General features: G+C 63.0%; 19 protein-coding genes. 10 read left to right on the top strand and 9 right to left on the bottom strand.

Annotated elements, in window-relative coordinates; translation table 11 throughout:
* Together mmsA and aptA are read right to left on the bottom strand one after the other, a co-directional pair.
* A partial coding sequence (mmsA, locus tag BN1123_RS11485) for a CoA-acylating methylmalonate-semialdehyde dehydrogenase (RefSeq protein ID WP_042027119.1) occupies window positions 1-1,114 on the bottom strand: 1,114 nt, incomplete at its 3' end.
* Window positions 1,115-1,190: 76 nt separating this feature from the next.
* Window positions 1,191-2,522 carry an omega-aminotransferase AptA gene (gene aptA / locus BN1123_RS11490; RefSeq protein ID WP_042027120.1) on the bottom strand — a complete coding sequence of 444 codons (1,332 nt, stop codon included), beginning with the start codon at window positions 2,520-2,522 and terminating at the stop codon, window positions 1,191-1,193.
* Window positions 2,523-2,707: 185 nt separating this feature from the next.
* Here aptA and BN1123_RS11495 point away from each other — a divergent pair, with 185 nt between their 5' ends.
* From BN1123_RS11495 to BN1123_RS11520, 7 genes are all read left to right on the top strand, one after another.
* Window positions 2,708-3,250, top strand: a complete 543-nt coding sequence (locus BN1123_RS11495) for a cupin domain-containing protein (protein WP_042027122.1) — start codon at window positions 2,708-2,710, stop codon at window positions 3,248-3,250.
* Between the two features lie 122 nt (window positions 3,251-3,372).
* On the top strand, window positions 3,373-4,869 hold the full coding sequence (locus BN1123_RS11500) for an aldehyde dehydrogenase (RefSeq protein ID WP_042027124.1): 1,497 nt from the start codon (window positions 3,373-3,375) through the stop codon (window positions 4,867-4,869).
* 125 nt (window positions 4,870-4,994) lie between these two features.
* Entirely contained in the window at window positions 4,995-5,165 is a 171-nt protein-coding gene (locus tag BN1123_RS21395) for a hypothetical protein (protein ID WP_167335337.1), read from the top strand.
* A gap of 125 nt (window positions 5,166-5,290) precedes the next feature.
* The gene (gene rarD / locus BN1123_RS11505) at window positions 5,291-6,193 is read left to right on the top strand and encodes an EamA family transporter RarD (RefSeq protein WP_042027126.1); all 903 of its coding nucleotides are present in this window, start codon (window positions 5,291-5,293) and stop codon (window positions 6,191-6,193) included.
* Between the two features lie 66 nt (window positions 6,194-6,259).
* On the top strand, window positions 6,260-7,084 hold the full coding sequence (locus tag BN1123_RS11510) for an AraC family transcriptional regulator (protein WP_042027127.1): 825 nt from the start codon (window positions 6,260-6,262) through the stop codon (window positions 7,082-7,084).
* A 107-nt stretch (window positions 7,085-7,191) separates the two neighbouring features.
* Window positions 7,192-7,836 (top strand): LysE family translocator, encoded by a 645-nt coding sequence (locus tag BN1123_RS11515; RefSeq protein WP_042027128.1) that lies wholly within the window; start codon window positions 7,192-7,194, stop codon window positions 7,834-7,836.
* A 221-nt stretch (window positions 7,837-8,057) separates the two neighbouring features.
* Window positions 8,058-9,167 carry a YeeE/YedE thiosulfate transporter family protein gene (locus BN1123_RS11520; protein WP_197064505.1) on the top strand — a complete coding sequence of 370 codons (1,110 nt, stop codon included), beginning with the start codon at window positions 8,058-8,060 and terminating at the stop codon, window positions 9,165-9,167.
* Window positions 9,168-9,230: 63 nt separating this feature from the next.
* Here the strand turns inward: BN1123_RS11520 and ompA are convergent, their stop codons facing one another.
* Both ompA and BN1123_RS11530 read right to left on the bottom strand, forming a co-directional pair.
* Window positions 9,231-10,367, bottom strand: coding sequence for a porin OmpA (gene ompA / locus BN1123_RS11525; protein WP_042027132.1), 1,137 nt, complete (start codon window positions 10,365-10,367; stop codon window positions 9,231-9,233).
* A 124-nt stretch (window positions 10,368-10,491) separates the two neighbouring features.
* Window positions 10,492-11,058, bottom strand: a complete 567-nt coding sequence (locus BN1123_RS11530) for a TetR/AcrR family transcriptional regulator (RefSeq protein ID WP_042027134.1) — start codon at window positions 11,056-11,058, stop codon at window positions 10,492-10,494.
* Between the two features lie 75 nt (window positions 11,059-11,133).
* Between BN1123_RS11530 and BN1123_RS11535 the strand changes: the two genes are divergently transcribed.
* Entirely contained in the window at window positions 11,134-11,586 is a 453-nt protein-coding gene (locus BN1123_RS11535; protein ID WP_042027135.1) for an HPP family protein, read from the top strand.
* A gap of 43 nt (window positions 11,587-11,629) precedes the next feature.
* On the opposite strand, the gene ilvA is transcribed toward BN1123_RS11535, so the two are convergent.
* From ilvA to ilvG, 5 genes are all read right to left on the bottom strand, one after another.
* Window positions 11,630-13,150, bottom strand: a complete 1,521-nt coding sequence (ilvA, locus tag BN1123_RS11540) for a threonine ammonia-lyase, biosynthetic (protein WP_042027136.1) — start codon at window positions 13,148-13,150, stop codon at window positions 11,630-11,632.
* Between the two features lie 3 nt (window positions 13,151-13,153).
* Window positions 13,154-14,995, bottom strand: a complete 1,842-nt coding sequence (gene ilvD / locus BN1123_RS11545) for a dihydroxy-acid dehydratase (RefSeq protein ID WP_042027137.1) — start codon at window positions 14,993-14,995, stop codon at window positions 13,154-13,156.
* A gap of 145 nt (window positions 14,996-15,140) precedes the next feature.
* The gene (locus BN1123_RS11550; RefSeq protein WP_042027139.1) at window positions 15,141-16,085 is read right to left on the bottom strand and encodes a branched-chain amino acid transaminase; all 945 of its coding nucleotides are present in this window, start codon (window positions 16,083-16,085) and stop codon (window positions 15,141-15,143) included.
* 12 nt (window positions 16,086-16,097) lie between these two features.
* Window positions 16,098-16,349 (bottom strand): acetolactate synthase 2 small subunit, encoded by a 252-nt coding sequence (ilvM, locus tag BN1123_RS11555; RefSeq protein WP_005306810.1) that lies wholly within the window; start codon window positions 16,347-16,349, stop codon window positions 16,098-16,100.
* Window positions 16,346-17,992, bottom strand: a complete 1,647-nt coding sequence (gene ilvG / locus BN1123_RS11560; RefSeq protein WP_042027140.1) for an acetolactate synthase 2 catalytic subunit — start codon at window positions 17,990-17,992, stop codon at window positions 16,346-16,348. The genes ilvM and ilvG overlap by 4 nt, the downstream gene beginning before the upstream one ends.
* 385 nt (window positions 17,993-18,377) lie before the next feature.
* Here ilvG and BN1123_RS11565 point away from each other — a divergent pair, with 385 nt between their 5' ends.
* Both BN1123_RS11565 and BN1123_RS11570 read left to right on the top strand, forming a co-directional pair.
* Entirely contained in the window at window positions 18,378-19,892 is a 1,515-nt protein-coding gene (locus tag BN1123_RS11565) for a YifB family Mg chelatase-like AAA ATPase (protein WP_042027141.1), read from the top strand.
* 117 nt (window positions 19,893-20,009) lie between these two features.
* The gene (locus BN1123_RS11570; protein ID WP_042027142.1) at window positions 20,010-20,909 is read left to right on the top strand and encodes an acyltransferase; all 900 of its coding nucleotides are present in this window, start codon (window positions 20,010-20,012) and stop codon (window positions 20,907-20,909) included.
* Window positions 20,910-20,915: the final 6 nt, after the last annotated feature.

The following is a 20,915-nucleotide window of genomic DNA, read 5'->3' on the forward strand; positions in this document are numbered from 1 at the left end:
GATCGAACAGGCAGCCACCGATGAAGTAGCCCTCTTCATGTTGCAAGCCACGACCATCGACCCGCAGTTGAGCCCCTTCGGCCACCCCCTGATCCACATAACCGCGCACCTTGGCCAGATGCTCGCGGCTGATGAGGGGGCCCATTTCGTTCTCTTGTGCCTGCCCCAGCCCCGGGCCGACCCGCAGTTTCTCCACCAGCGGCGCGAGGCGTGCCACCAGCGCATCGGCGGTTTCATCCCCTACCACCACGGCTACCGAGATGGCCATACAGCGCTCCCCGGCCGCCCCGTAGGCTGCCCCCATCAGGGCGGAAACTGCCTGCTCGAGGTCTGCATCCGGCATCACCACCATGTGGTTCTTGGCGCCGCCCAACGCCTGCACCCGCTTGCCGTGGGCCGAAGCGGTCGAGTAGATGTACTCGGCGATGGGGGTGGAGCCGACAAACGACACGGCGCCGACTCTCGGGTCGGTCAGCAGCACGTCCACCACCTCCTTGTCGCCGTTCACCACGTTGACCACGCCATCCGGCAGGCCGGCCTCCTTGAGCAGCTCGGCCATGCGCAGGGAGAGGGACGGATCCTTCTCGGACGGTTTGAGGATAAAGGTGTTGCCGCAGGCAATGGCCACCGGGAACATCCACAGCGGCACCATGGCCGGGAAGTTGAACGGGGTGATGCCGGCGCACACCCCGACCGGTTGCATCATGGAGTAGCTGTCCACTCCGCGCCCCACGTTGAGGGAGTGCTCCCCCTTGAGCAGATGGGGAATGCCACAGGCGAACTCCACTACCTCCAGACCGCGGGTCAGCTCGCCCTGAGCGTCGGAGAAGACCTTGCCGTGCTCGCGGCTGATAAGCTCCGCCAGCTCGTCCCTGTGTTGCTCCATCAGCTCCTTGAAGCGAAACAGCACCCGCGCCCGCACCAGCGGCGGGGTCTGCGACCACTCGGCAAAGGCCTGCTGGGCCACAGCGATGGCCTCCTGGCACTCCGCCGCGCTCGACAGCCCCACGCTTCCCTGCTGCTTGCCACAGGCCGGATTGAAGATGGCCCCCTGGCGTTCGCTGCGACTATCCTGACGTACGCCGTTGATAAAATTGCTGACCCTGTATGTCATGTATCCTCCGTGATGGGTAATGGCTGGGTGCACCCGACCTGCTCAAGGCCCCGCCGAAGCGGGGCCATTGGCGGGATCAGGGCTGGGCCTGCAGGACATCCTGCAGCAGGGTAAAGAGATCGTCGATCTGGCTGCGCTCTATGATGAGGGGCGGCGACAGGGCGATGATGTCGCCGGTGACCCGGATCAGGGCCCCCTTCTCGAAGCAGCGCACAAACACCTCGTAGGCACGCTTGCCCGGCGCATCGGGCATGGATTCGAGCTCGATACCCGCCACCAGACCATAGTTGCGCACATCCTTCACGTGCTTGCAGCCCTTCAGCGAATGGGCTGCCTCTTCCCAGTAGCCCGCCAGATCGGCGGCGCGGCTGAGCAGGTTTTCGTTGCGGTAGATCTCGAGGGTCGCCAGGCCCGCGGCCGCCGCCACCGGATGACCCGAATAGGTATAGCCGTGGAACAGCTCGATGGCCCCCTTGCCCGCCGCCATCATGTCGTCATAGATGTGGTTCTGTACCAGCACGGCCCCCATGGGGATGGCGCCGTTGGTGAGCCCCTTGGCACAGGTGATCATGTCGGGGATGACGTCGAACTCCTGGGCAGCAAACGGGGAGCCGAGGCGGCCGAAACCGGTGATCACCTCGTCGAAGATGAGCAGGATGCCGTGTTTGGTGCAGATCTCCCGCAGGCGCTTGAGATAACCCTTGGGCGGCATGATGACGCCTGTACTGCCGGCGATGGGCTCGACGATGACTGCAGCAATATTGCTGGCGTCATGCAAGAAAACGATCTTCTCCAGCTCGTCGGCCAGGGTGACATCCTCGTCAGGCAGTCTCTTGGTGAAGGCGTTTTTGGCGATGTTGAGGGTGTGGGGCAGATGATCCACCCCGGTCAGCAGGGAACCGAACCATTTGCGGTTGCCGGGAATGCCACCCACCGAGATGCCGCCAAAGCCGACACCATGGTAGCCGCGCTCGCGGCCGATGAGCCGGGTGCGGGTCCCCTGACCCCGGGCACGCTGCCAGGCCAGTGCGATTTTCAGCGCCGTATCGACGGATTCGGACCCGGAGTTGGTATAGAAGACGTGGCCGAATCCCTTGGGAGCTATCTCCACCAACCGGTTGGCCAGCTCGAACGGCAGGGGGTGGCCCATCTGGAACGTGGGAGCAAAATCGAGGTGGGAAATCTGCTGGGAGACCGCTTCGGCGATCTCGCGGCGACCATGACCCGCGTTGCAACACCAGAGCCCGGCCGTGCCATCCAGTATCTTGCGGCCATCCTCTGAGTGATAATACATCCCCTCTGCCGACTTCAGGATGCGCGGCGCCGCCTTGAACTGCTGGTTGGCGGTGAACGGCATCCAGAAGGCGGACATGTCGGAGGGGGTATTGATGTCGCTGATCGGTTTCATGGTCACCTCATCCTTAAGGTGTTTAGCAACTATCGGCTATCGCCTATTAAATTAAACACCTGAATTCCTAAAAAAGGGCTCATTATTGCCCTGTCCGGTGTCACCCCGGCTAGATGGCATGAGCAGGGTGGTATAAGATATTTAACACAAATTTAATAATAGTAAACAGCAAGGAGTGTCTATCGATGGATATCGGTCACCGTCTCAAGGCGGTTCGCACCAAGGCCGCCCTCTCCCAGCGGGAGCTGGCCAAACGTTCGGGCGTGACCAACGGCTTTATCTCCCAGATCGAGAAAAATCAGGTGAGCCCCTCGGTCGCTTCCCTGCGCAAGGTGCTGGAAGGCATTCCCATGTCCCTGGCCACCTTCTTCACCGATGAGACGGAGATGGACTCCGAGGTGATCTTCCGCGCCGCCGACATGCCGGACCTCGGCACTCATCCCATCAGCTACCGCCTGGTGGGCCACAGCCGTGCCAACCGCGCCATCGGCATGCTGCAGGAGATACTGCCGCCGGGCGCCGACACCGGTGACGACATGCTGAGCCACGAAGGGGAAGAGTGCGGCATCATCATCCGCGGTGAAGTCGAGGTCACGGTGGGCGAGCAGATCTACTTGCTGGCGGCCGGGGATGGCTACTACTTCGACAGCCGCACCCCGCACCGGTTTCGCAACGTGGGCGAGCAGGAGTGCGTGCTGATCTCGGCCAACACCCCCGCCAGCTTCTAAACGACGGCCTCCTCGGCAGGGAACAGTGTTTAAGAAATTGTTACAAGATTGATTTACAAGTGGCGGGTTGTTTAGCATATTGATACGCGGGAACTGACTTAAGACCGGTTCAAGGAGTGAACATGAGTGACCTGACCCTGGCCCAGTGGCAACACAAGGCCGCCCACCTGACCCTGCCCTCGCAAGCCTTCATCGACGGCAGCTACCGGGACGCCATCAATGGCGCCACCTTTGACTGCATCAATCCGGCCAACGGCCAGCTGCTGACCAAGGTTGCAGCCTGCGACGCCGCCGACGCCGAACTGGCGGTGCAGGCTGCCCGCACTGCCTTCAATGACAAGCGCTGGAGCGGCCTGTCACCGAAACAGCGCAAGCAGATCCTGCAGCGTTTCGCCGAGCTGATGCGCCTCAATCTGGTGGAACTGGCCCTGCTGGAGTCGCTGGACATGGGCAAGCCCATCGGTGATGCCATGGGTTACGATGCCCCTGCCGCCGCCAACTGCATCGCCTGGAACGCCGAGGCCATCGACAAGATCTACGATCAGGTCGCCCCGGTGGAGGAGTCCGCGCTGGCACTGGTGACCCGCGAGGCCCTCGGCGTCGTGGCCGCCATCGTGCCCTGGAACTTCCCGCTGGTGATGGCCTGCTGGAAGCTGGGTCCGGCGCTGGCTACCGGCAACTCGGTGATCCTGAAACCCTCCGAAAAATCCCCCCTCACCGCCCTGCGCATCGCGGGTATTGCCAAAGAGGCGGGCATTCCGGACGGGGTCTTCAACGTACTGCCGGGCTTTGGCCACACGGTAGGCGAGGCGCTGGCCATGCACATGGACGTGGACTGCATCACCTTCACCGGCTCCACCAAAATCGGCAAGCATCTGGTGGAGTGTTCCGGCAAGTCCAACCTCAAGCGCGCCTTTATGGAGTGCGGCGGCAAGAGCCCCAACATCATACTGGCGGACGCGCCGGATCTGGACGCCGCCGCCCGAAGCGCCGCCGGCGCCATCTTCTACAACCAGGGCGAGGTGTGCACCGCCGCCTCCCGCCTGCTGGTGCAAAACAGCATCAAGCCGCAATTCATGGAGCGACTGCTGGCCCACGCCCGGGAGTGGATCTCCGCCAACCCCCTCGACCCCACCACCCGCATCGGTGCCATGGTGGACGACATCCAGATGGCGCAGGTGCTGCGCTATATCGATATCGGCCAGCAAGAGGGGGCCAAACTACTGCTGGGAGGCAAGCGCACCAACGAGGAGAGCGGCGGCTTCTACATCGAGCCCACCATCTTCGACGAGGTGACCCCAGAGATGCGCATCTTCCGCGAGGAGATCTTCGGCCCTGTGCTGGCGGTGACCGGCTTCGATACCCTGGAGGAGGCGATCGCCCTTGGCAACGACACCGACTACGGCCTGGCCGCGGCGATCTGGACGGCGGATCTCAACAAGGCGGTCAAGGGCTCCCGCGCCCTGCGCGCAGGCACTGTGTTCGTCAACAACTGGGATGGCGGCGACATGACCATGCCGTTCGGCGGCTTCAAGCAGTCCGGCAACGGGCGCGACAAGTCATTGCATGCGCTGGAGAAATATACCGAGCTGAAAAGTACCTGGATCCAGCTGGAATAATCGCAGAAACAGCTTCCATCTTCGCAAAAGGGGGTTAAAACCCCCTTTTTCATTTTTCCCCTTTCATCGCACGTCTCAATCGATATAATTATCAAACAGGCAAGTCGTTAAATATTAAGATAAAAATGTTATTTTTTCTGGGAAGTGTACTGTTTCTGGTGATCGGCCTACCCCTGCTGTTTTTCGCACTGGGGCATGGTGAAGCCTACGTGACCTGGGGCCCCTGGATCTCGGCCATCGCCCTGATGCTGTGGCTGCTGCGGGACGTCGACAAGATCCGGCGCGGTGGCCGCTAGACGGTAAAACATATCGTCACCATCCATCTTTCCCCATTTATTCGCTTCTGTCCCTCCTAAAGGATCGCTACACTGGTTTTTTGCGATGCGTTCTCGCATCCGACTCTCCAGTGAAGGTTATCCGCATGCAGCAACAAATTCAGCGCCAGGGCGTCATCTACGCCTTGTGCGCCTACACCCTTTGGGGCCTGGCCCCCATCTACTTCAAGACGATTTCGGCCGTACCGGCCGCCGAGATCCTGACCCACCGCATGATCTGGTCCTGCGCCCTGCTGCTGGTGCTGACCCTGCTCGGCCGCCAGTGGCACAAGGTACAGGCAGTGCTGCGCCAGCCCAAAGTGTTGCTCACCCTGGCCTTCACCTCGGTGACCGTTGGCGGCAACTGGCTGCTGTTCATCTGGGCCATCAACAACGGCCACATGCTGGATGCCAGCCTCGGCTACTACATCAACCCCTTGTTCAACGTGCTGCTCGGCATGCTGTTCCTGAGCGAGAGGCTGCGTCGCCTGCAGTGGTGGGCGGTCGGGCTAGCGGCGATCGGCGTCGCCATCCAGATCATCGCGTTCGGCTCCCTGCCCTGGATCGCCCTGGTGCTGGCGGCGAGCTTCGCCATCTACGGCCTCATTCGCAAGAAACTGGCCCTCGACGCCCTCACCGGCCTCTTGATCGAGACCCTGATCATGCTGCCGCCGGCCGCCTTCTATCTGTGGGGCATTGCCGACAGCCCCACCAGCCACATGACAGAAAACAGCTGGCACCTGAATCTGCTGCTGATCGCCGCCGGCGTGGTCACCACGGCCCCCCTGCTCTGCTTCACCGCCGCCGCGACCCGGCTCAAGCTCTCCACCCTGGGCTTCTTCCAGTACATAGGTCCCAGCCTGATGTTCATCCTGGCGGTCACCCTGTACGGCGAGGCACTGGCGCTGGACAAGATGGTCACCTTCGCCTTCATCTGGAGCGCCCTGGTGCTGTTCAGTCTGGACGGGCTGCGCAGCGGCAGCCGCCGGCCGGTGACACAGCAGGATTGACGGTGTGGCTCATCGCGCTGCAATAATCTACAAGCCTTGAGCCGGCTTTCAGGTTATCAATAGACGATGAGCACACCCCACTCCCGCATCCACTACTGGCAATCCCGGCTGTTGCCGGGGGTTGAACTCTCCCACTCCCACCACAGGGAGTTCAGCTATGGCCGCCACGTTCACCTGGACTACCACATCGGTCTGGTGCAGCAGGGCGGCCAGAAGTTCATCCACAAGGGCAGCAGCCACAACCTGGTGCGCGGCGAGCTCTCCACCGTCAACCCGGACGAGATGCACGATGGCCTGAGCCTGCTGCCGGAAGGGTACGAGGTGCGGGTGTTCGCCATCGCTCCCGAACAACTGGCCATCTGGCTGCCGGACAGCCCTGAACCCTTCTTCGACAAGGGACTGCAAAGCCGTCCCGACCTCTATCTGGGTTTCGCCCGCCTGCACATGTATCTGGGCGAGGCTCCCGAACCTGACGGCCTGCTGGCGGAGAGCCAGCTGCTGGCCCTGCTCGGCGAGCTGCTGCATCTCGCCCCCGAACGCCACGCCCTGGCCGATACCCAGCTCAGATACCTGCGCGACCATCTGCTGGCCCGGCTCGACGAGCGCCACAGCCTGGAGGATCTGGCCGCCCTGTTCGGGCTGGATCGCTTCGCCTTCTTGCGCCAGTTCAAGAAGAAGACTGGCATGACCCCCTACGCCTGGCTCAAGCGGCTGCGGCTGGAACGAAGCAAGCGCCTGCTCGGCAGCGGCCTGCCGGTGAGCGAGGTAGCGCTCGCGGTCGGCTTCTTCGATCAGAGCCACTTTCACCACGGGTTCCGGCAGGCCTTCGGCCTCACTCCCGCCGAATATCGCCAGCAGATGCGCCCTGTCTCAGCCGTACCGGACAGATGACGGCCACTGGCACGGACGAATCCGCGACGATCGGTGCAATCTTTTACAATCAAACCGGCCCCGCCTCCTTCATCCTGTGACCTCATCATGTCGTTGAGGTTATGCCCATGTTTACCAGCCTGTTTCTGACCATAGGTCTCATCCATCTCGTTGCCCTGGCGAGCCCGGGCCCCGACTTCGCACTGATCCTGCGCACCAGCCTGCACAGGCCCACTGCCCTTGGCGCGGCGCTGGGCATAGCGCTCGCCATCTTGCTGCACGCCACCCTGAGCCTGACCGGCATCAGCTTGCTGATCGCCGAACATCACTGGTTGTTCATGGTGGTGAAAATGGTCGGCGCCCTCTATCTCGGCTGGCTCGGCTGGGGGGCGCTGATGGCCGCCTGGCAAGGGGCGGGTGAGCAGGCTTTCAAGGCCGGCGGCGAGCGCGCCGGTTGGCGCAAGGGGGTGCAGAGCGGCCTGGCCACCAACTTGCTCAATCCCAAGGCGCTGTTGTTCTTCATGGGACTGCTGGCCGCCATGGTGACGCCCCAGGTGGACGGCCTGACCCGGGGACTGCTGGTGCTGGAGCTGTTCCTGCTGTCGCTCTTCTGGTTCGGAGCCCTGGCCTGGAGCCTCTCCACCGTCCGGGCACAACGCCTGCTCGGCCGGGTTCAGCGCCCCCTCAACCTGGTGACCGGCCTGCTGTTTGGCGCCGTCAGCCTCTCCATCCTGGGTGGCATGCTGGGCGAACTCTCCCGCGCCTTCTCCTGATCAGTGAAGCGTCGCCCCCTGTCGTGCTGGCCCCTGTTGTGCACCATGTCGGCAGACTAGCCCCACTCTGCTGTTCACCCTGTGAGCAAGCCGCACAGTAAATTGATCTGGATGGGGTTTTCATTTCACTTTCGACGCGAAGAGCCAATCAGAACTGGTCCCGTTTGTCGTGGAGGAATAGGATGCTCGGCTATCTTCCATGACACACAGGAAACAACATCATGAATCGAAAATGGTCGCTCCCCATCGTGGCAATCGCGGGGGGAGCGTTACTCTGGCTCGGCAACACCTTTGGTATGAAATGGGCGCTGATGGCCCTGATCGGATTCGGCTTCGGCTTCACCCTCTCCTTCAGCCGCTTCGGCATCGTGTTCGGTTGGCGCGAGATGCTGACCAAGCGCAACAGCTACTACGTGCGGGTTCACCTGCTCACCATCGCCATCGAAATTCTGCTGTTCACCTGCTTCCTCTCCTTTAGCCACGCCCTGTTTGGCGATGCCATGGTGGGCAACGTGATGGCCATCGGCATTCCCTTTATCGTCGGTGCCTTCTTGTTCGGCATCGGCATGCAGCTGGCGGGCGTCTGCGCCACCGGCACCCTTTACTGCTGCGGCGAGGGGCAACCCCGCTTCTGGCTGGTGCTGCTCTGCTACGGCATCGGCACCCTGATCAGCAACCAGTTCCGCCCCGAGCTGGAGGCCACCTTCTCCAGCCATGTGGTGCTGGCAAAAGACCTGACCGGCAATATCTGGAGCGGCATGCTGCTCAACCTGGCGCTGGTCGCCGCGCTGTTCCTGCTGTTTCGCAAGAGCGAGCTCAAGCGCACCGGTGAGCTCAAGCCCCTCTTCAGCGGCGGCAACCTGTTCTGGCGCGATGGCCGCTTCACCGTGCTGACCGGCGGCATCATCATCGCCGTGCTCAACTCCAGCGTGGTCGCCCTGCACGGCTCGGCCTGGACCATCACTGGCGCCGTCTATGACATGGCGCTGCGCGGTGCCTCCCTGTTCGGTCTGTTCGAGGGGCACCCCAAGCTGGCCCAGCCGCTCTTCATCAACCCCATGGTCGGCATGTTCTGGCTGGGGATCCTGGGGGCCATGCTGGCGCGCTGCATCAGCGGTGGCGGCCAATTCGCCCCGATGCGGCTTGGCAACAGCCTGGCGGCCATTCTCGGCGGCCTGCTGATGGGCATGGGGGCCATGTACAGCGCCTGCAACCTGGGCGGCTTCTTCGATGGCACCGCCTCCGGTAGCCTGCACGGCTGGGTCTGGATGCTGATGGCCCTCGCCGGCAGCCTGATCGGCATCCGCCTGCGGCCGCTGTTCGGGCTCTGATCTGCCACACGAAACACCATAAAAAACGGGAGGCCAGGCCTCCCGTTGTCGTCTCTACGGCTGTTACTGCGCCGGCTGGGAGACGCCTTCCAGATGGATTTCTACCCGGCGATCCGGCGCCAGACAGGCGATCAGCTGCTGCCGGGACTGGCTGGCACAGCTGTCACCGGTCACCGGATTGGCCTTGCCACGCCCCTCGACCCGCACCTTGTCGGCATACAGACCCTTGCTGACCAGATAGTTGGCCACGCTTCTTGCACGCTGTTCGGAGAGGGAGAGGTTGTAGGTGTCGGAACCGATGCGATCCGTATAGCCCACCACGGTGGCCTCCCCGTCTTTCGGATTGGCCGCCACTATCTGGCTGAACAGGTTGTCCAGCGCCTGGTTGGCTTCCGGCTTCAGGGTTGCCTTGTTGAACTCGAACAATACGTCAGAGCTCAGGCTGAAAGTCTTGGGCGCCACCACGGGAGCGGGTTCGGCAACCACGGGGGCCGGTGCCGGCGCGGCGACCGTATCGCCGACCTGACCGAAGCGATAGAGCATGCCGACGGAGAGCAGGCCGTTGTCCAGCTCGATGCCGGACTCATCCAGCGAGGTCTTGCCAAGCGGCGTGGTGTACTGGTACTCGAGGCGGGCGGCCCAATCCTTGTCGATGGCGTATTCGATACCCAGCGCCCCGACAAAGGCGGCACCGTGATACTTGTTGCCCTTGCTCTCGGCAGACAGATTATTGCCAGGATTGGCCGAATCGCGATACCAGACAGAGACGTCGCTTTCGGTCCAGGCATAAGCGCCCCCCAGACGGCCGTAGATATCCAGCGCCGAGGTAGCCGGGAAGCCAATCTTCATAGTCGCTTGCAGCATCTGGGCTTTAGCTTCGCCATTGAAAGCCGCTGACTCGGTCCCCCGAGCAGCCGTCTTGTCCAGCTTGTATTTGCCAAGCCAATCGTAACCAAATTCGAACGCCACATTCTGGTTCAGCTGATAGCCGGCAAAGGCACCAAGGCCAAGATCGTTATCCTTCTGGCCGGGATCAACCAAATCCAGCACGTCCTTAACCTGCTGGTCATAATCCACACCATAGAAATTGGACCAACCGGCCTTGCCACCGACATACCAGGTGTTGTCCTGAGCGGCAGCCTGTACCGCCCCCGTTGCCAGCAAACCACTGACCAGAACGGCAAGCATCGATTTTTTCATTTTTAGCCTCTGCAATAAGTCGTTATGGGCGCCTGAGTGCGCACTCTCCCTGTGTGAAGCCGTCAGGCGGCCTCGCCGCCACTCAGGGTATCCCATCCCGAAGAAGCCTCAAATGACCAGCAAGTCAGGAGTGTGAACTTGGCTGCATTATCGCCGCATCGTCAACCAAAATGGCCTGTGCCAGCGCACGAGCCTGCTCCAGCGCCGGCGGCTGCTGATAGCTGTGAGCCATCACTATGGCCCCCTCCAACAGCAGGCAAAGCCCGGTGGCCTGCGCCAGGTTGCAGTCGAGCCGGTGCATCACCCAGTTCAGCAGCGCCTGCTTGTGGGCCACCACCAGCTTGCGCACCGGATGGCGCGGGTCGGCAAACTCGGCGCTGGCGTTGATGAAGTTGCAGCCATAGAAATCGCTGCGGCCGAACCACTCCCCGAAGCCGTCGAACAGCGCCTGCAGGCGAGCCTCGCGCCCCGTTAGCCCGGCCAGCCTCTGGTCGAGCAGGGCGAAGAACTCCCGGTCACGGGAGATCAGCACCTCCTCGATCAGCGCGTCCTTGGTGGGAAAGTGGCGATAGAGGGTGCGCTTGGTGCTGCCTGCTTCGGCCCAGATGCGATCCACACCGGTGGCATGAAAGCCATGGCGGTTGAACAGGCGATAGGCCGTCTCCACCAGTTGCTGACGCTTTTCACTCATGATTGCCTCTTGAAGTACACCGATCTGTCTACCTAATGTGCCTAATCACGACTGACAAACCAAGAGGGAACTGCAATGACAAGATGGTATGGCTCACTATGGGCGGGAAGCGGGGCGGCGTTGGCGATCGGCCTGTTGGGCTGGATGAACCTCAGCTGGCATGCGGCGCTGGTGATGGCGCCTTTCGGGGCAAGCTGCGTGCTGCTGTTTTCACTGCCCCACAGCCCTCTCGCTCGCCCGAAGAACGTGCTGGGCGGCCACCTGCTGGCGGCTTGTGTCGGTCTGGCCGTCTCCTGGCTGCCGTTGCCGGTGGAGCTGCAGATGGCATTGGGGGTGGGGCTGGCCATCGCCCTGATGCAGCAGCTGGATATCATCCACCCTCCGGCAGGCGCCAACCCCCTGCTGATCCTGATGACGGGACTGGACCTGCCCTTCCTGTGGCAGACTGTGTTGCCCGGCACCCTGCTGCTGATGGCGCTGGCCTACGGTTTTCAGTGGCTCAGGCGGCCTGGCCCGCAAACATCCTGAATGAAAAAGGGAGGCTGGCGCCTCCCTCTGTTTTGCTCTGCCGTCAGCTAGCCAGAAACAGCCGGTAGGCGGGGTCGTCGCTCACCTCTTTCCAGCCGTAGCCAATCTCGTGCAGGTAGTCGTGAAAGGCCGCCACGTCCTCATCCGGCAGCTCGAAGGCGCAGAGCACCCGGCCGTAGTCAGCGCCGTGGTTGCGGTAGTGGAACAGGCTGATGTTCCAGCGACAGCCGAGGGTCTCGAGGAAACGCATCAGGGCGCCAGGCTGCTCCGGAAACTTGAAGCTGTAGAGACGTTCACCGAGGGGCCGGGCCGGGCGGCCGCCAATCATGTAACGCACGTGATTCTTGGCCAGCTCGCTCTCGGTCATGTTGACCACCGGATAGCCGTTGCCGCCGAGCTGATCGATGATCTGGCCCAGCTCCTCGTCACCGCCGCTGAGGCGCACCGAGACGAACAGCGACGCCTGCTCGGCATCGGCGTAACGGTAGTTGAACTCGGTCACCATGCGCGGCCCAAGCTGACGGCAGAAGTCGAGGAAAGCCCCCTTGCGCTCGGGGATGGTCACCGCCAGCATGCCCTCGCGCTTCTCGCCGATCTCGCAGCGCTCCGACACATAGCGCAGGCTGTGGAAGTTGACGTTGGCGCCGGACAGAATGGCCGCCATCCGGCCCCCCCTCACCTGCTCTCGTTCGCTGTAGGCCTTGAGGCCGGCCAGCGACAGGGCCCCCGACGGCTCGGCGATGGCACGGCAGTCGTCGAAGATGTCTTTCAACGCGGCGCAGATTTGGTCGTTGGAGACGGTCACCACTTCGTCCAGATACTGGTTGCAGAGGCGAAAGGTCTCCTCACCGATGCGCTTGACCGCCACCCCGTCCGCAAACAGGGAGACCCGTTCCAGGTTGACCGGCGTGCCGGCCTCCATGGCCGCCTTGAGGCAGGCGGATCCCTCCGCCTCCACCCCGATCACCTTGACGTCCGGCAGCAGCTGCTTGATGTAGACCGCCACCCCGGCGGCCAGGCCGCCGCCCCCCACCGGCACGAAGACGTGGGTGAGGTGGGTGTCCTGCTCCAGCAGCTCCTTGCCGATGGTGCCCTGGCCCGCGATCACCTCGACGTCGTCAAACGGCGGGATCAGGGTGTAGCCCTCCAGCTCGGCGAGGCGGCGGCTCTCGCCGTAGGCCTCGTCGAAGCTGTTGCCAAACAGCAGCACGTTGCCGCCCTGGCGGCGCACCGCGTCGATCTTGATGTCCGGCGTGGTCTGGGGCATCACGATGATCGCCTTGATGCCGAGCTTGGCGGCCGACAGGGCTACCCCTTGCGCGTGGTTGCCGGCGGAGGCGGCGATGACGCCGCGATCCTTCTGCTCCTGGGTCAGGGTGGCGATCTTGTGGTAGGCGCCGCGCAGCTTGAAGGAGTGGACCGGTTGCAGATCCTCCCGCTTCAGGGCCACGTGGTTGCCGAGCCTGTCGGACAATTTCTTCAGGGTTTGCAAGGGGGTGACCCGCGCCGCCTCGTAGACGGGGGAGAGCAGCACCTTGCGTAGATAATCCGCCGCAGAGACCATGGTTTATTCCCCCAGCATCGAACGATCACGCACAGCGCCTTTATCTGCGCTGGTGGCGAACATGGCGTAGGCGCGCAGGGCAAAGGAGACCTGGCGCTGGCGATCGACCGGCTTCCAGCCACGGGCCTCCACCGCAACGCGGCGGGCGGCCAGCACGCTGTCGGCCACTTCCAGCACCATGCTGCGGGCCGGGATGTCGATGTTGATGATGTCCCCATCCTCCACCAGCCCAATGGTGCCGCCGGAGGCCGCCTCCGGGGAGACGTGGCCGATGGAGAGGCCCGAGGTGCCGCCGGAGAAGCGCCCGTCGGTAATCAGCGCGCACGCCTTGCCGAGGCCCATGGATTTCAGATAGGTGGTGGGGTAGAGCATCTCCTGCATGCCCGGGCCCCCTTTCGGCCCTTCGTAGCGGATCACCACCACTTCACCCGCTTTCACAGTGCCGTCCAGGATGCCAGTCACGGCGCTCTCCTGGCTCTCGAATACCCGGGCCGGGCCGCGGAAGGTGAGGTTCTCCTCGTCCACCCCGGCGGTCTTGACGATGGCCCCGTTGAGGGCGAGGTTGCCGGCGAGCACGGCGAGGCCCCCCTCCTGGCTGTAGGCGTGTTCGAAGGAGCGGATGCACCCCTCGGCGCGGTCCAGATCCAGCTCGGGCCAGCGGCAGTCCTGGCTGAACGCCTTGGTGGTGCGGATCCCGGCCGGGCCGGCGCGGTAGAAGTCCACCACCTCGCTGCTCGGCTGACGGCTGACGTCATACTCGGCCAGCAGCTCCACCAGCGAGGTGCCCAGCACGTTGCGGGCATCGCCGTGCACCAGACCCGCCTTCTCCAGCTGGCCCAGGATGGCGATGACGCCGCCGGCGCGGTGCACGTCTTCCATATGATACTTCTGGGTGGAGGGAGCCACCTTGCACAGCTGGGGCACCTTGCGGGACATGCGGTCGATGTCGGCCATGGTGAAGTCGACACCCGCCTCCTGGGCTGCCGCCAGCAGGTGCAACACGGTATTGGTGGAGCCGCCCATGGCGATGTCGAGCGCCATGGCGTTCTCGAACGCCGCCTTGGTGGCGATATTGCGCGGCAGTGCCGACGCATCGTCCTGCTCGTACCAGCGCTTGGCCAGAGTGACGATGCGCTGGCCCGCCAGCTTGAACAGCTGCTCGCGGTCGCTGTGGGTCGCCAGCAGCGAGCCGTTGCCCGGCTGGGAGAGACCCAGCGCCTCGGTCAGACAGTTCATGGAGTTGGCGGTGAACATGCCGGAGCAGGAGCCGCAGGTGGGGCAGGCACTGCGCTCAACCTGTTCGCTCTGGGCATCGGAGACCTTGGGGTCGGCGCCCTGGATCATGGCGTCCACCAGATCCAGCTTGATGATCTGATCGGAGAGCTTGGTCTTGCCCGCTTCCATCGGGCCGCCGGAGACGAAGATCACCGGGATGTTGATGCGCAGGGCGGCCATCAGCATCCCCGGGGTGATCTTGTCGCAGTTGGAGATGCAGACCATGGCATCGGCACAGTGGGCGTTGACCATGTACTCCACCGAGTCGGCAATCAGCTCGCGCGACGGCAGGGAGTAAAGCATGCCTCCGTGGCCCATGGCGATGCCGTCATCCACGGCGATGGTGTTGAACTCCTTGGCGACCCCGCCGGCGGCCTCAATCTCGCGCGCCACCAGCTGACCCAGATCCTTGAGGTGGACGTGGCCCGGCACGAACTGGGTGAAGGAGTTGACCACGGCGATGATGGGCTTGCCGAAATCCTGATCGGTCATGCCGGTGGCACGCCAGAGGGCGCGGGCCCCGGCCATGTTACGTCCGTGGGTGGTGGTGGCGGATCTCAACTTCGGCATTGTCTCTACTCCCTGAATGCCCAGCGGGCTCATTATCTTTGGAAATGAAAAAGTGACTCTCGGATCGGGAATCGATCCTGGTGAGGGCACCGCCGGGTGCCTCACCGGAAGCGACTCGGGGAGGCACATCGCCTCCCCTCATTTGTCAGTCAGCCACCGGCGTCAACCAGCCCCACTTGTCTTCGGTCTGGCCGTTGAACAGGCCGAAGAAGGCGTTCTGCAGCTGCTCGGTCACCGGGCCACGGCAACCGGCGCCCACCTTCATGCGATCGACGGAGCGCACCGGGGTCACCTCGGCCGCCGTGCCGGTCATGAAGATCTCGTCTGCGACGTAGAGCGCCTCGCGAGGCAGCGCCTGCTCGCGCACCTCGTAACCCAGATCCCGCGCCAGCGTCATGATGGTGTCACGGGTGATGCCGGGCAGGATGGCGGCGGTGGCGGGCGGGGTAAACAGCACGCCGTTCTTCACCAGGAACAGGTTCTCTCCCGCCCCTTCGCTCAGGTAACCGTTCACGTCCAGCGCCAGCCCCTCGGCGAAGCCGTTGCGCTTGGCCTCGCGACTGATCAGCTGGGAGGACAAATAGTTGCCACCCGCCTTGGCGCCGGTGGGGATGGTGTTGGGGGCGAGCCGGTTCCAGGAGGTGACGCACACATCCACCCCGTTCTTCAGCCCCTCTTCGCCGAGATAGGCACCCCAGGGAATGGCCGCAACGATCACGTCGGCCTTGGCATCCTTGGGAGGATGCAGGCCAAGGCCCACGTTACCGATGAAAGCCAGCGGGCGCAGGTAGCCGCTTTTCAGGCCGTTCTCGCGCACCACGGTGCGGCAGGCATCGTTGATCTCGGCCTCGTTGTAGGGAACCTCCATCCAGTAGATCTTGGCGGAGTCGAACAGGCGGCGGGTATGCTCCTGCAGACGGAAGATGCAGGTCCCCTTTGGGGTGTGGTAGGCGCGAACCCCCTCAAACACCGAGGAACCGTAGTGCAGGGCGTGGCTCATCACGTGCACCTGGGCATCCTGCCAGGGCACCAGTTTGCCGTTGAACCAGATGTATTGGGGATGAGTGGCGGATTGGGAAGGCTGTGACATTGGCTTGGCTCCTTAAGCTCTGATCCGGGGTTGCTGTTCCAGTGCATCGACCCGGGAGACGTCCACCAGCTTGACCAGCTGGCTCCACAACTGCTGGATGGGACGCACCGACTCGACAGTAACCGTGATCCGCAGTTGTTGGCAATCCTGCTCCATGTTGAGAGCGCAGAGGTTGAAACCGCGGTGACGCACCACCCGCAGCACCCGCTCCATTACTTCGGGTCTGGGCTGGGCATGGATTTGCAAGGTATTGAACTGACTCATGGGCGTTGCTCCATCATCTGGTGGTTGGCGACTCCTGGCGGAACCAGGGGCCAGACGTTTTCTTCCTCTGAAATGGCCACATGCAGCAGATAGGCGCTCTCACTCGCCAGCAGGCGGTCGAGGGCCGGGGCTATCTCCTCCTTGCATGTGATGGTCTCGCCCGGAATGCCGAAGGCGGCGGCCAGAGCGACGAAATCGGGGTTGTCGGAGAGGATGGTCTCGCTGTAGCGGCCGTCGAAGAACAGCTCCTGCCACTGGCGCACCATGCCGAGGCGCTGGTTGTCCAGCAGCACCATCTTCACCTTGAGCTGGGCCCGGCGGATGGTGCCGAGCTCCTGCACGTTCATCATGAAAGAGCCGTCACCGCTCACCAGCACCACTTCATCTTCGGGGCGCGACATCTTGGCGCCGATGGCGGCCGGCAGCCCGAAGCCCATGGTGCCGAGACCGGCGCTGGAGAGGTGATTGCGCGGGCTGGTGAAACGCATGTGCTGGGCCACCCACATCTGGTGTTGACCCACGTCGCAGGCCACCACGCTGGTGTCAGGCAGCCGGCTTGAAAGCTCCTTGAGCAGGGCCGGGGCGTAGATGGCCTGACCCGGATGGTCGTAGCGGAAGGCGTACTCGCGGGCCATGGTGGCGCAGTGCTCGCGCCAGGGCTCGATGGCCAGCGCCATGGCGAGGGCCGGCAGCACCCGCTTGAGATCCGTGGTGATGCCCACCTCGGCGGCGCGGCGCTTGCCAAACTCGGCGGCGTCCACGTCCAGGTGGATCACCTTGGCCTCGGGGGCGAACTCCTCCAGCTTGCCGGTCACCCGATCATCGAAACGGGCGCCCACCACCACCAGCAGGTCGCACTGCTGCACCGCCAGGTTGGCAGCCTTGGTGCCGTGCATGCCGAGCATGCCCAGATAAACGGGGCTGTCGGGGTCGAGCGCACCTATCCCCTTGAGGGTGGTGACCGCAGGCATGCCGGTGGCGGCGGCGAATTTGCGCAGTTGCTGTTCGGCATTGGCCATACCCACCCCGCCACCAACGTAGAGCACCGGGCGCTCAGCGGCGGCCAGCAGGGTGCGAGCGGCCGTCAGCTCGGCTGGATTGAGATGCTCGGGCTCCGCCACCGCAAACAGCGGACTCTGGGCCGGCACCGCGGCCAGTTGCACGTCCTTGGGCAGATCGATCAATACCGGGCCGGGGCGCCCCTCGCTGGCGATGGCGAAGGCCTCGGCGATGACCTGAGGCAAATCCGCCACGTCAGTCACCATAAAGGAGTGTTTGGTGCAGGAGAGAGACATGCCGAGCACGTCCACCTCCTGAAACGCATCTGTGCCCACGGCGGCGCAGGGCACCTGACCGCTGATGGCCACCAGCGGCACCGAGTCGAGCAGCGCCTCCGCGAGGCCAGTCACCAGGTTAGTGGCACCCGGACCCGAGGTGGCGATGCAGACCCCCACTTGACCGGAGGCGCGGGCATACCCCACCGCAGCCATGGCGGCCCCCTGCTCGTGGCGGCAGAGCTGGTGCGCCAGACCGCCGTCATACAGGGCATCGTAGACCGGCATGATGGCCCCGCCCGGGTAACCAAACACCTGGGTCACACCCTGTTTCTTGAGAGCCTGTACCAAAAACTGCGCACCGTTCATCTGGAAAATCCTGTCCTTTGGTCGAAAAAAAACCCCCGGGCCGTGAGGCTCGGGGGTCGCTTGTTTCGTTCTGTCCGGTGGTGGGTCTATCCCTTGTTCCGTGCAGCTAAACGAGCCCCGAGCGGTGAGATAATAATCACCACTAGGACCACAATAATGCTGACGAAACGGGAGGCCATGTTCATAGTTACAACCGGAAATCCTGTGAAATTGGGGCGGTTTATGCCGCGAATGGCTATTAGAACTAGCACGGTGATTTTTATTGGGCAAGCGTTTTTTTAGATGACAACCCTCTAATTTTGGCTATTTAGCAGCCGACAGATTGGGATAAAAAACCATCAAAGAGCAGTTAACCAGAACATATACCAACTCAAGGACGAGATTTATGTCATTAGCTGTGGTTTATAGCCGTGCCAGCTTAGGTGTCGCGGCACCGCAAGTCACGGTGGAAGTTCACCTCTCCAACGGCCTGCCCGCCTTCAACATGGTGGGATTGCCGGAAACCTCGGTGAAGGAGTCGCGGGATCGGGTGCGCAGTGCCCTGCTCAACGGCAATTTCGAGTTTCCGTCCAAGCACATCACGGTCAATCTGGCCCCCGCCGATCTGCCCAAGGAGGGGGGCCGTTTCGACCTGGCCATCGCCATCGGTATTCTCGCAGCTTCCAAGCAGATACCTGCAAAATACCTGCTCGATTACGAATTTTTGGGCGAGCTGGCCCTGACCGGCGAGATCCGTCCCGTGCTCGGGGTGCTGCCCGCCGTGCTCGCCTGCCGGGATGCCGGACGCACCCTGCTGGTTCCGCGGGAGAACGGCCCCGAGGCCTCGCTGATCCAGGACGCCGAGGTGCGCACCGCCCACCAGCTGCTGGCCGTCACCGCCTGGCTGGCGGGCCAGTACGAGCTGCCGCTGCCGGATCCCCAGAGCACGGAGAGCCTGCCCGACGTGCCGGACCTGCAGGACGTGATCGGCCAGTCCCAGGCCAAGCGGGCGCTGGAGATCGCTGCCGCCGGCAGCCACAACCTGCTGTTCATTGGCCCGCCCGGTACCGGCAAGAGCATGCTGGCCAGCCGCCTGCCCGGCATTCTGCCGCCGCTGAGCGAGCAGGAGGCGCAGCAGACCGCCGCCATCCACTCCATCGGCGGCCTCACCCCGCGCGCCGGTCACTGGCACCACAGGCCCTATCGTACGCCCCACCACAGCGCCTCGGCGGTGGCACTGGTAGGCGGTGGCAGCCACCCGAGGCCCGGCGAGATCTCGCTGGCCCACAACGGGGTGCTGTTCCTCGACGAGCTGCCCGAGTTCGAGCGCAAGGTGCTCGACTCCCTGCGTGAGCCGTTGGAGACGGGCCATATCACCATCAGTCGCGCCGCCCGTCAGGTGGACTTTCCCGCCCGTTTCCAGCTGGTCGGCGCCATGAACCCCAGCCCCTGTGGCCACTATGGCGACGGTCAGACCCGCTCCAGCCCGGATCAGATCCTGCGCTACCTAGGCAAGCTCTCCGGCCCCTTCCTCGACCGCTTCGACCTGACGGTGGAGGTGCCGCTCTTGCCCAAGGGGAGCCTGACCGGCAAGGCGGGGCGGGGGGAGTCGAGCCAACAGATCCGCGAGCGGGTGCTGGCGGCGCGCGAGCGCATGCTGAGTCGCAATGGCAAGCTCAACAACCTGCTTGATAGCCGTGAAATCGAAGACATTTGCCGATTATCACCACAGGATGCCGAATTTCTGGAGAACGCCATCCAGAAGCTCGGGCTCAGCATCCGGGCCTGGCACCGCATCCTGCGGGTGTCGCGCACCATCGCCGATCTGGCGGGCCAGCCTGCCATCGGCAAGGAGCACCTGATCGAGGCGCTCGGCTATCGTGCCATGGACCGCCTGCTCTCCAGGCTGCGCAGCGGCTGAGCTGAGGAAGCGTCTCACCAAGGGCCTGTCCGTGGTCTTGGGAAGCGTCGGCTGATATTATGGCCACAGATCTGACCACTTGATGCGTCGCTACAGACTGCAAGACGGACCCAAATCATGCCCAACAAGCTGATAGAGCGACTGCGCGGCAGCCTCTCCACCCTGCTCTACTTTTTCAATACCCTGTTCTGGTTTATCCCCGTGCTCTCCCTGGGTCTGCTCAAGCTGTTGCTGCCCGTCAGGGGCTGGCGAACCTTCTGCAACTGGCTGCTAGATGGCAGTGCCGGCTGCTGGATCGGTTTCAACAACCTGATCCAGAAAACCATCATCAAAACCCCTTTCGATGTGGTCGGAGTGGACAAAGGGCGCCGGAATGAGTGGTATATGGTGATTGCCAACCATCAGTCCTGGGTCGACATACTGGTACTGCAGCGGGTTTTTAATCAAAAAATCCCCTTCCTGAAGTTTTTCCTCAAGAAAGAGCTGATTTGGGTGCCTTTTCTCGGTCTGGCCTGGTGGGCGCTCGATTTCCCCTTCATGCGGCGATATTCCAGAAAATTTCTGAAAAAGAACCCTCATTTGAAGGGAAAAGACATTGAAACGACGCGTAAAGCCTGTGCCAGATTCCGCCACATTCCGGTGAGTGTGATGAATTTTGTCGAAGGCACCCGTTTCACCCCGACCAAGCATCAGAAGCAGGGGTCACCCTACCGGCACCTGCTCCATCCAAGGGCGGGTGGCATCGCCTTTACCCTGGCAGCCATGGGTGATCAGTTGCATCAACTGGTGGATGTGACCATTGCCTATCCGGACGGCATTCCCAGCTACTGGGATTTCATGTGCGGCCGGGTCGGGGAGATCAAGGTCCAGATCCGCTATTTGCCGATCGACCGCAAGCTGGTGGGGGACTACTTCAATGACCCCGACTTCCAACAAGAGTTTCAACAGTGGCTGAACGGGATCTGGCGCGAGAAAGACCAGACCCTGACCCAGCTGCTGGCAACCAAGGCACAGTAAACACCC

The sequence above is a fragment of the Aeromonas enteropelogenes genome (assembly GCF_000819845.1).
Lineage (GTDB): Bacteria > Pseudomonadota > Gammaproteobacteria > Enterobacterales > Aeromonadaceae > Aeromonas > Aeromonas enteropelogenes.

What these genes read in the sequence shown, in the direction of transcription:
- aptA (WP_042027120.1), bottom strand. Translation starts at nt 2,522, where the DNA reads ATGAAACCGATCAGCGACATCAATACCCCCTCCGACATGTCCGCCTTC.
- BN1123_RS11495 (WP_042027122.1), top strand. Translation starts at nt 2,708, where the DNA reads ATGGATATCGGTCACCGTCTCAAGGCGGTTCGCACCAAGGCCGCCCTC.
- BN1123_RS11500 (WP_042027124.1), top strand. Translation starts at nt 3,373, where the DNA reads ATGAGTGACCTGACCCTGGCCCAGTGGCAACACAAGGCCGCCCACCTG.
- BN1123_RS21395 (WP_167335337.1), top strand. Translation starts at nt 4,995, where the DNA reads ATGTTATTTTTTCTGGGAAGTGTACTGTTTCTGGTGATCGGCCTACCC.
- rarD (WP_042027126.1), top strand. Translation starts at nt 5,291, where the DNA reads ATGCAGCAACAAATTCAGCGCCAGGGCGTCATCTACGCCTTGTGCGCC.
- BN1123_RS11510 (WP_042027127.1), top strand. Translation starts at nt 6,260, where the DNA reads ATGAGCACACCCCACTCCCGCATCCACTACTGGCAATCCCGGCTGTTG.
- BN1123_RS11515 (WP_042027128.1), top strand. Translation starts at nt 7,192, where the DNA reads ATGTTTACCAGCCTGTTTCTGACCATAGGTCTCATCCATCTCGTTGCC.
- BN1123_RS11520 (WP_197064505.1), top strand. Translation starts at nt 8,058, where the DNA reads ATGAATCGAAAATGGTCGCTCCCCATCGTGGCAATCGCGGGGGGAGCG.
- ompA (WP_042027132.1), bottom strand. Translation starts at nt 10,367, where the DNA reads ATGAAAAAATCGATGCTTGCCGTTCTGGTCAGTGGTTTGCTGGCAACG.
- BN1123_RS11530 (WP_042027134.1), bottom strand. Translation starts at nt 11,058, where the DNA reads ATGAGTGAAAAGCGTCAGCAACTGGTGGAGACGGCCTATCGCCTGTTC.
- BN1123_RS11535 (WP_042027135.1), top strand. Translation starts at nt 11,134, where the DNA reads ATGACAAGATGGTATGGCTCACTATGGGCGGGAAGCGGGGCGGCGTTG.
- ilvA (WP_042027136.1), bottom strand. Translation starts at nt 13,150, where the DNA reads ATGGTCTCTGCGGCGGATTATCTACGCAAGGTGCTGCTCTCCCCCGTC.
- ilvD (WP_042027137.1), bottom strand. Translation starts at nt 14,995, where the DNA reads ATGCCGAAGTTGAGATCCGCCACCACCACCCACGGACGTAACATGGCC.
- BN1123_RS11550 (WP_042027139.1), bottom strand. Translation starts at nt 16,085, where the DNA reads ATGTCACAGCCTTCCCAATCCGCCACTCATCCCCAATACATCTGGTTC.
- ilvM (WP_005306810.1), bottom strand. Translation starts at nt 16,349, where the DNA reads ATGAGTCAGTTCAATACCTTGCAAATCCATGCCCAGCCCAGACCCGAA.
- ilvG (WP_042027140.1), bottom strand. Translation starts at nt 17,992, where the DNA reads ATGAACGGTGCGCAGTTTTTGGTACAGGCTCTCAAGAAACAGGGTGTG.
- BN1123_RS11565 (WP_042027141.1), top strand. Translation starts at nt 18,378, where the DNA reads ATGTCATTAGCTGTGGTTTATAGCCGTGCCAGCTTAGGTGTCGCGGCA.
- BN1123_RS11570 (WP_042027142.1), top strand. Translation starts at nt 20,010, where the DNA reads ATGCCCAACAAGCTGATAGAGCGACTGCGCGGCAGCCTCTCCACCCTG.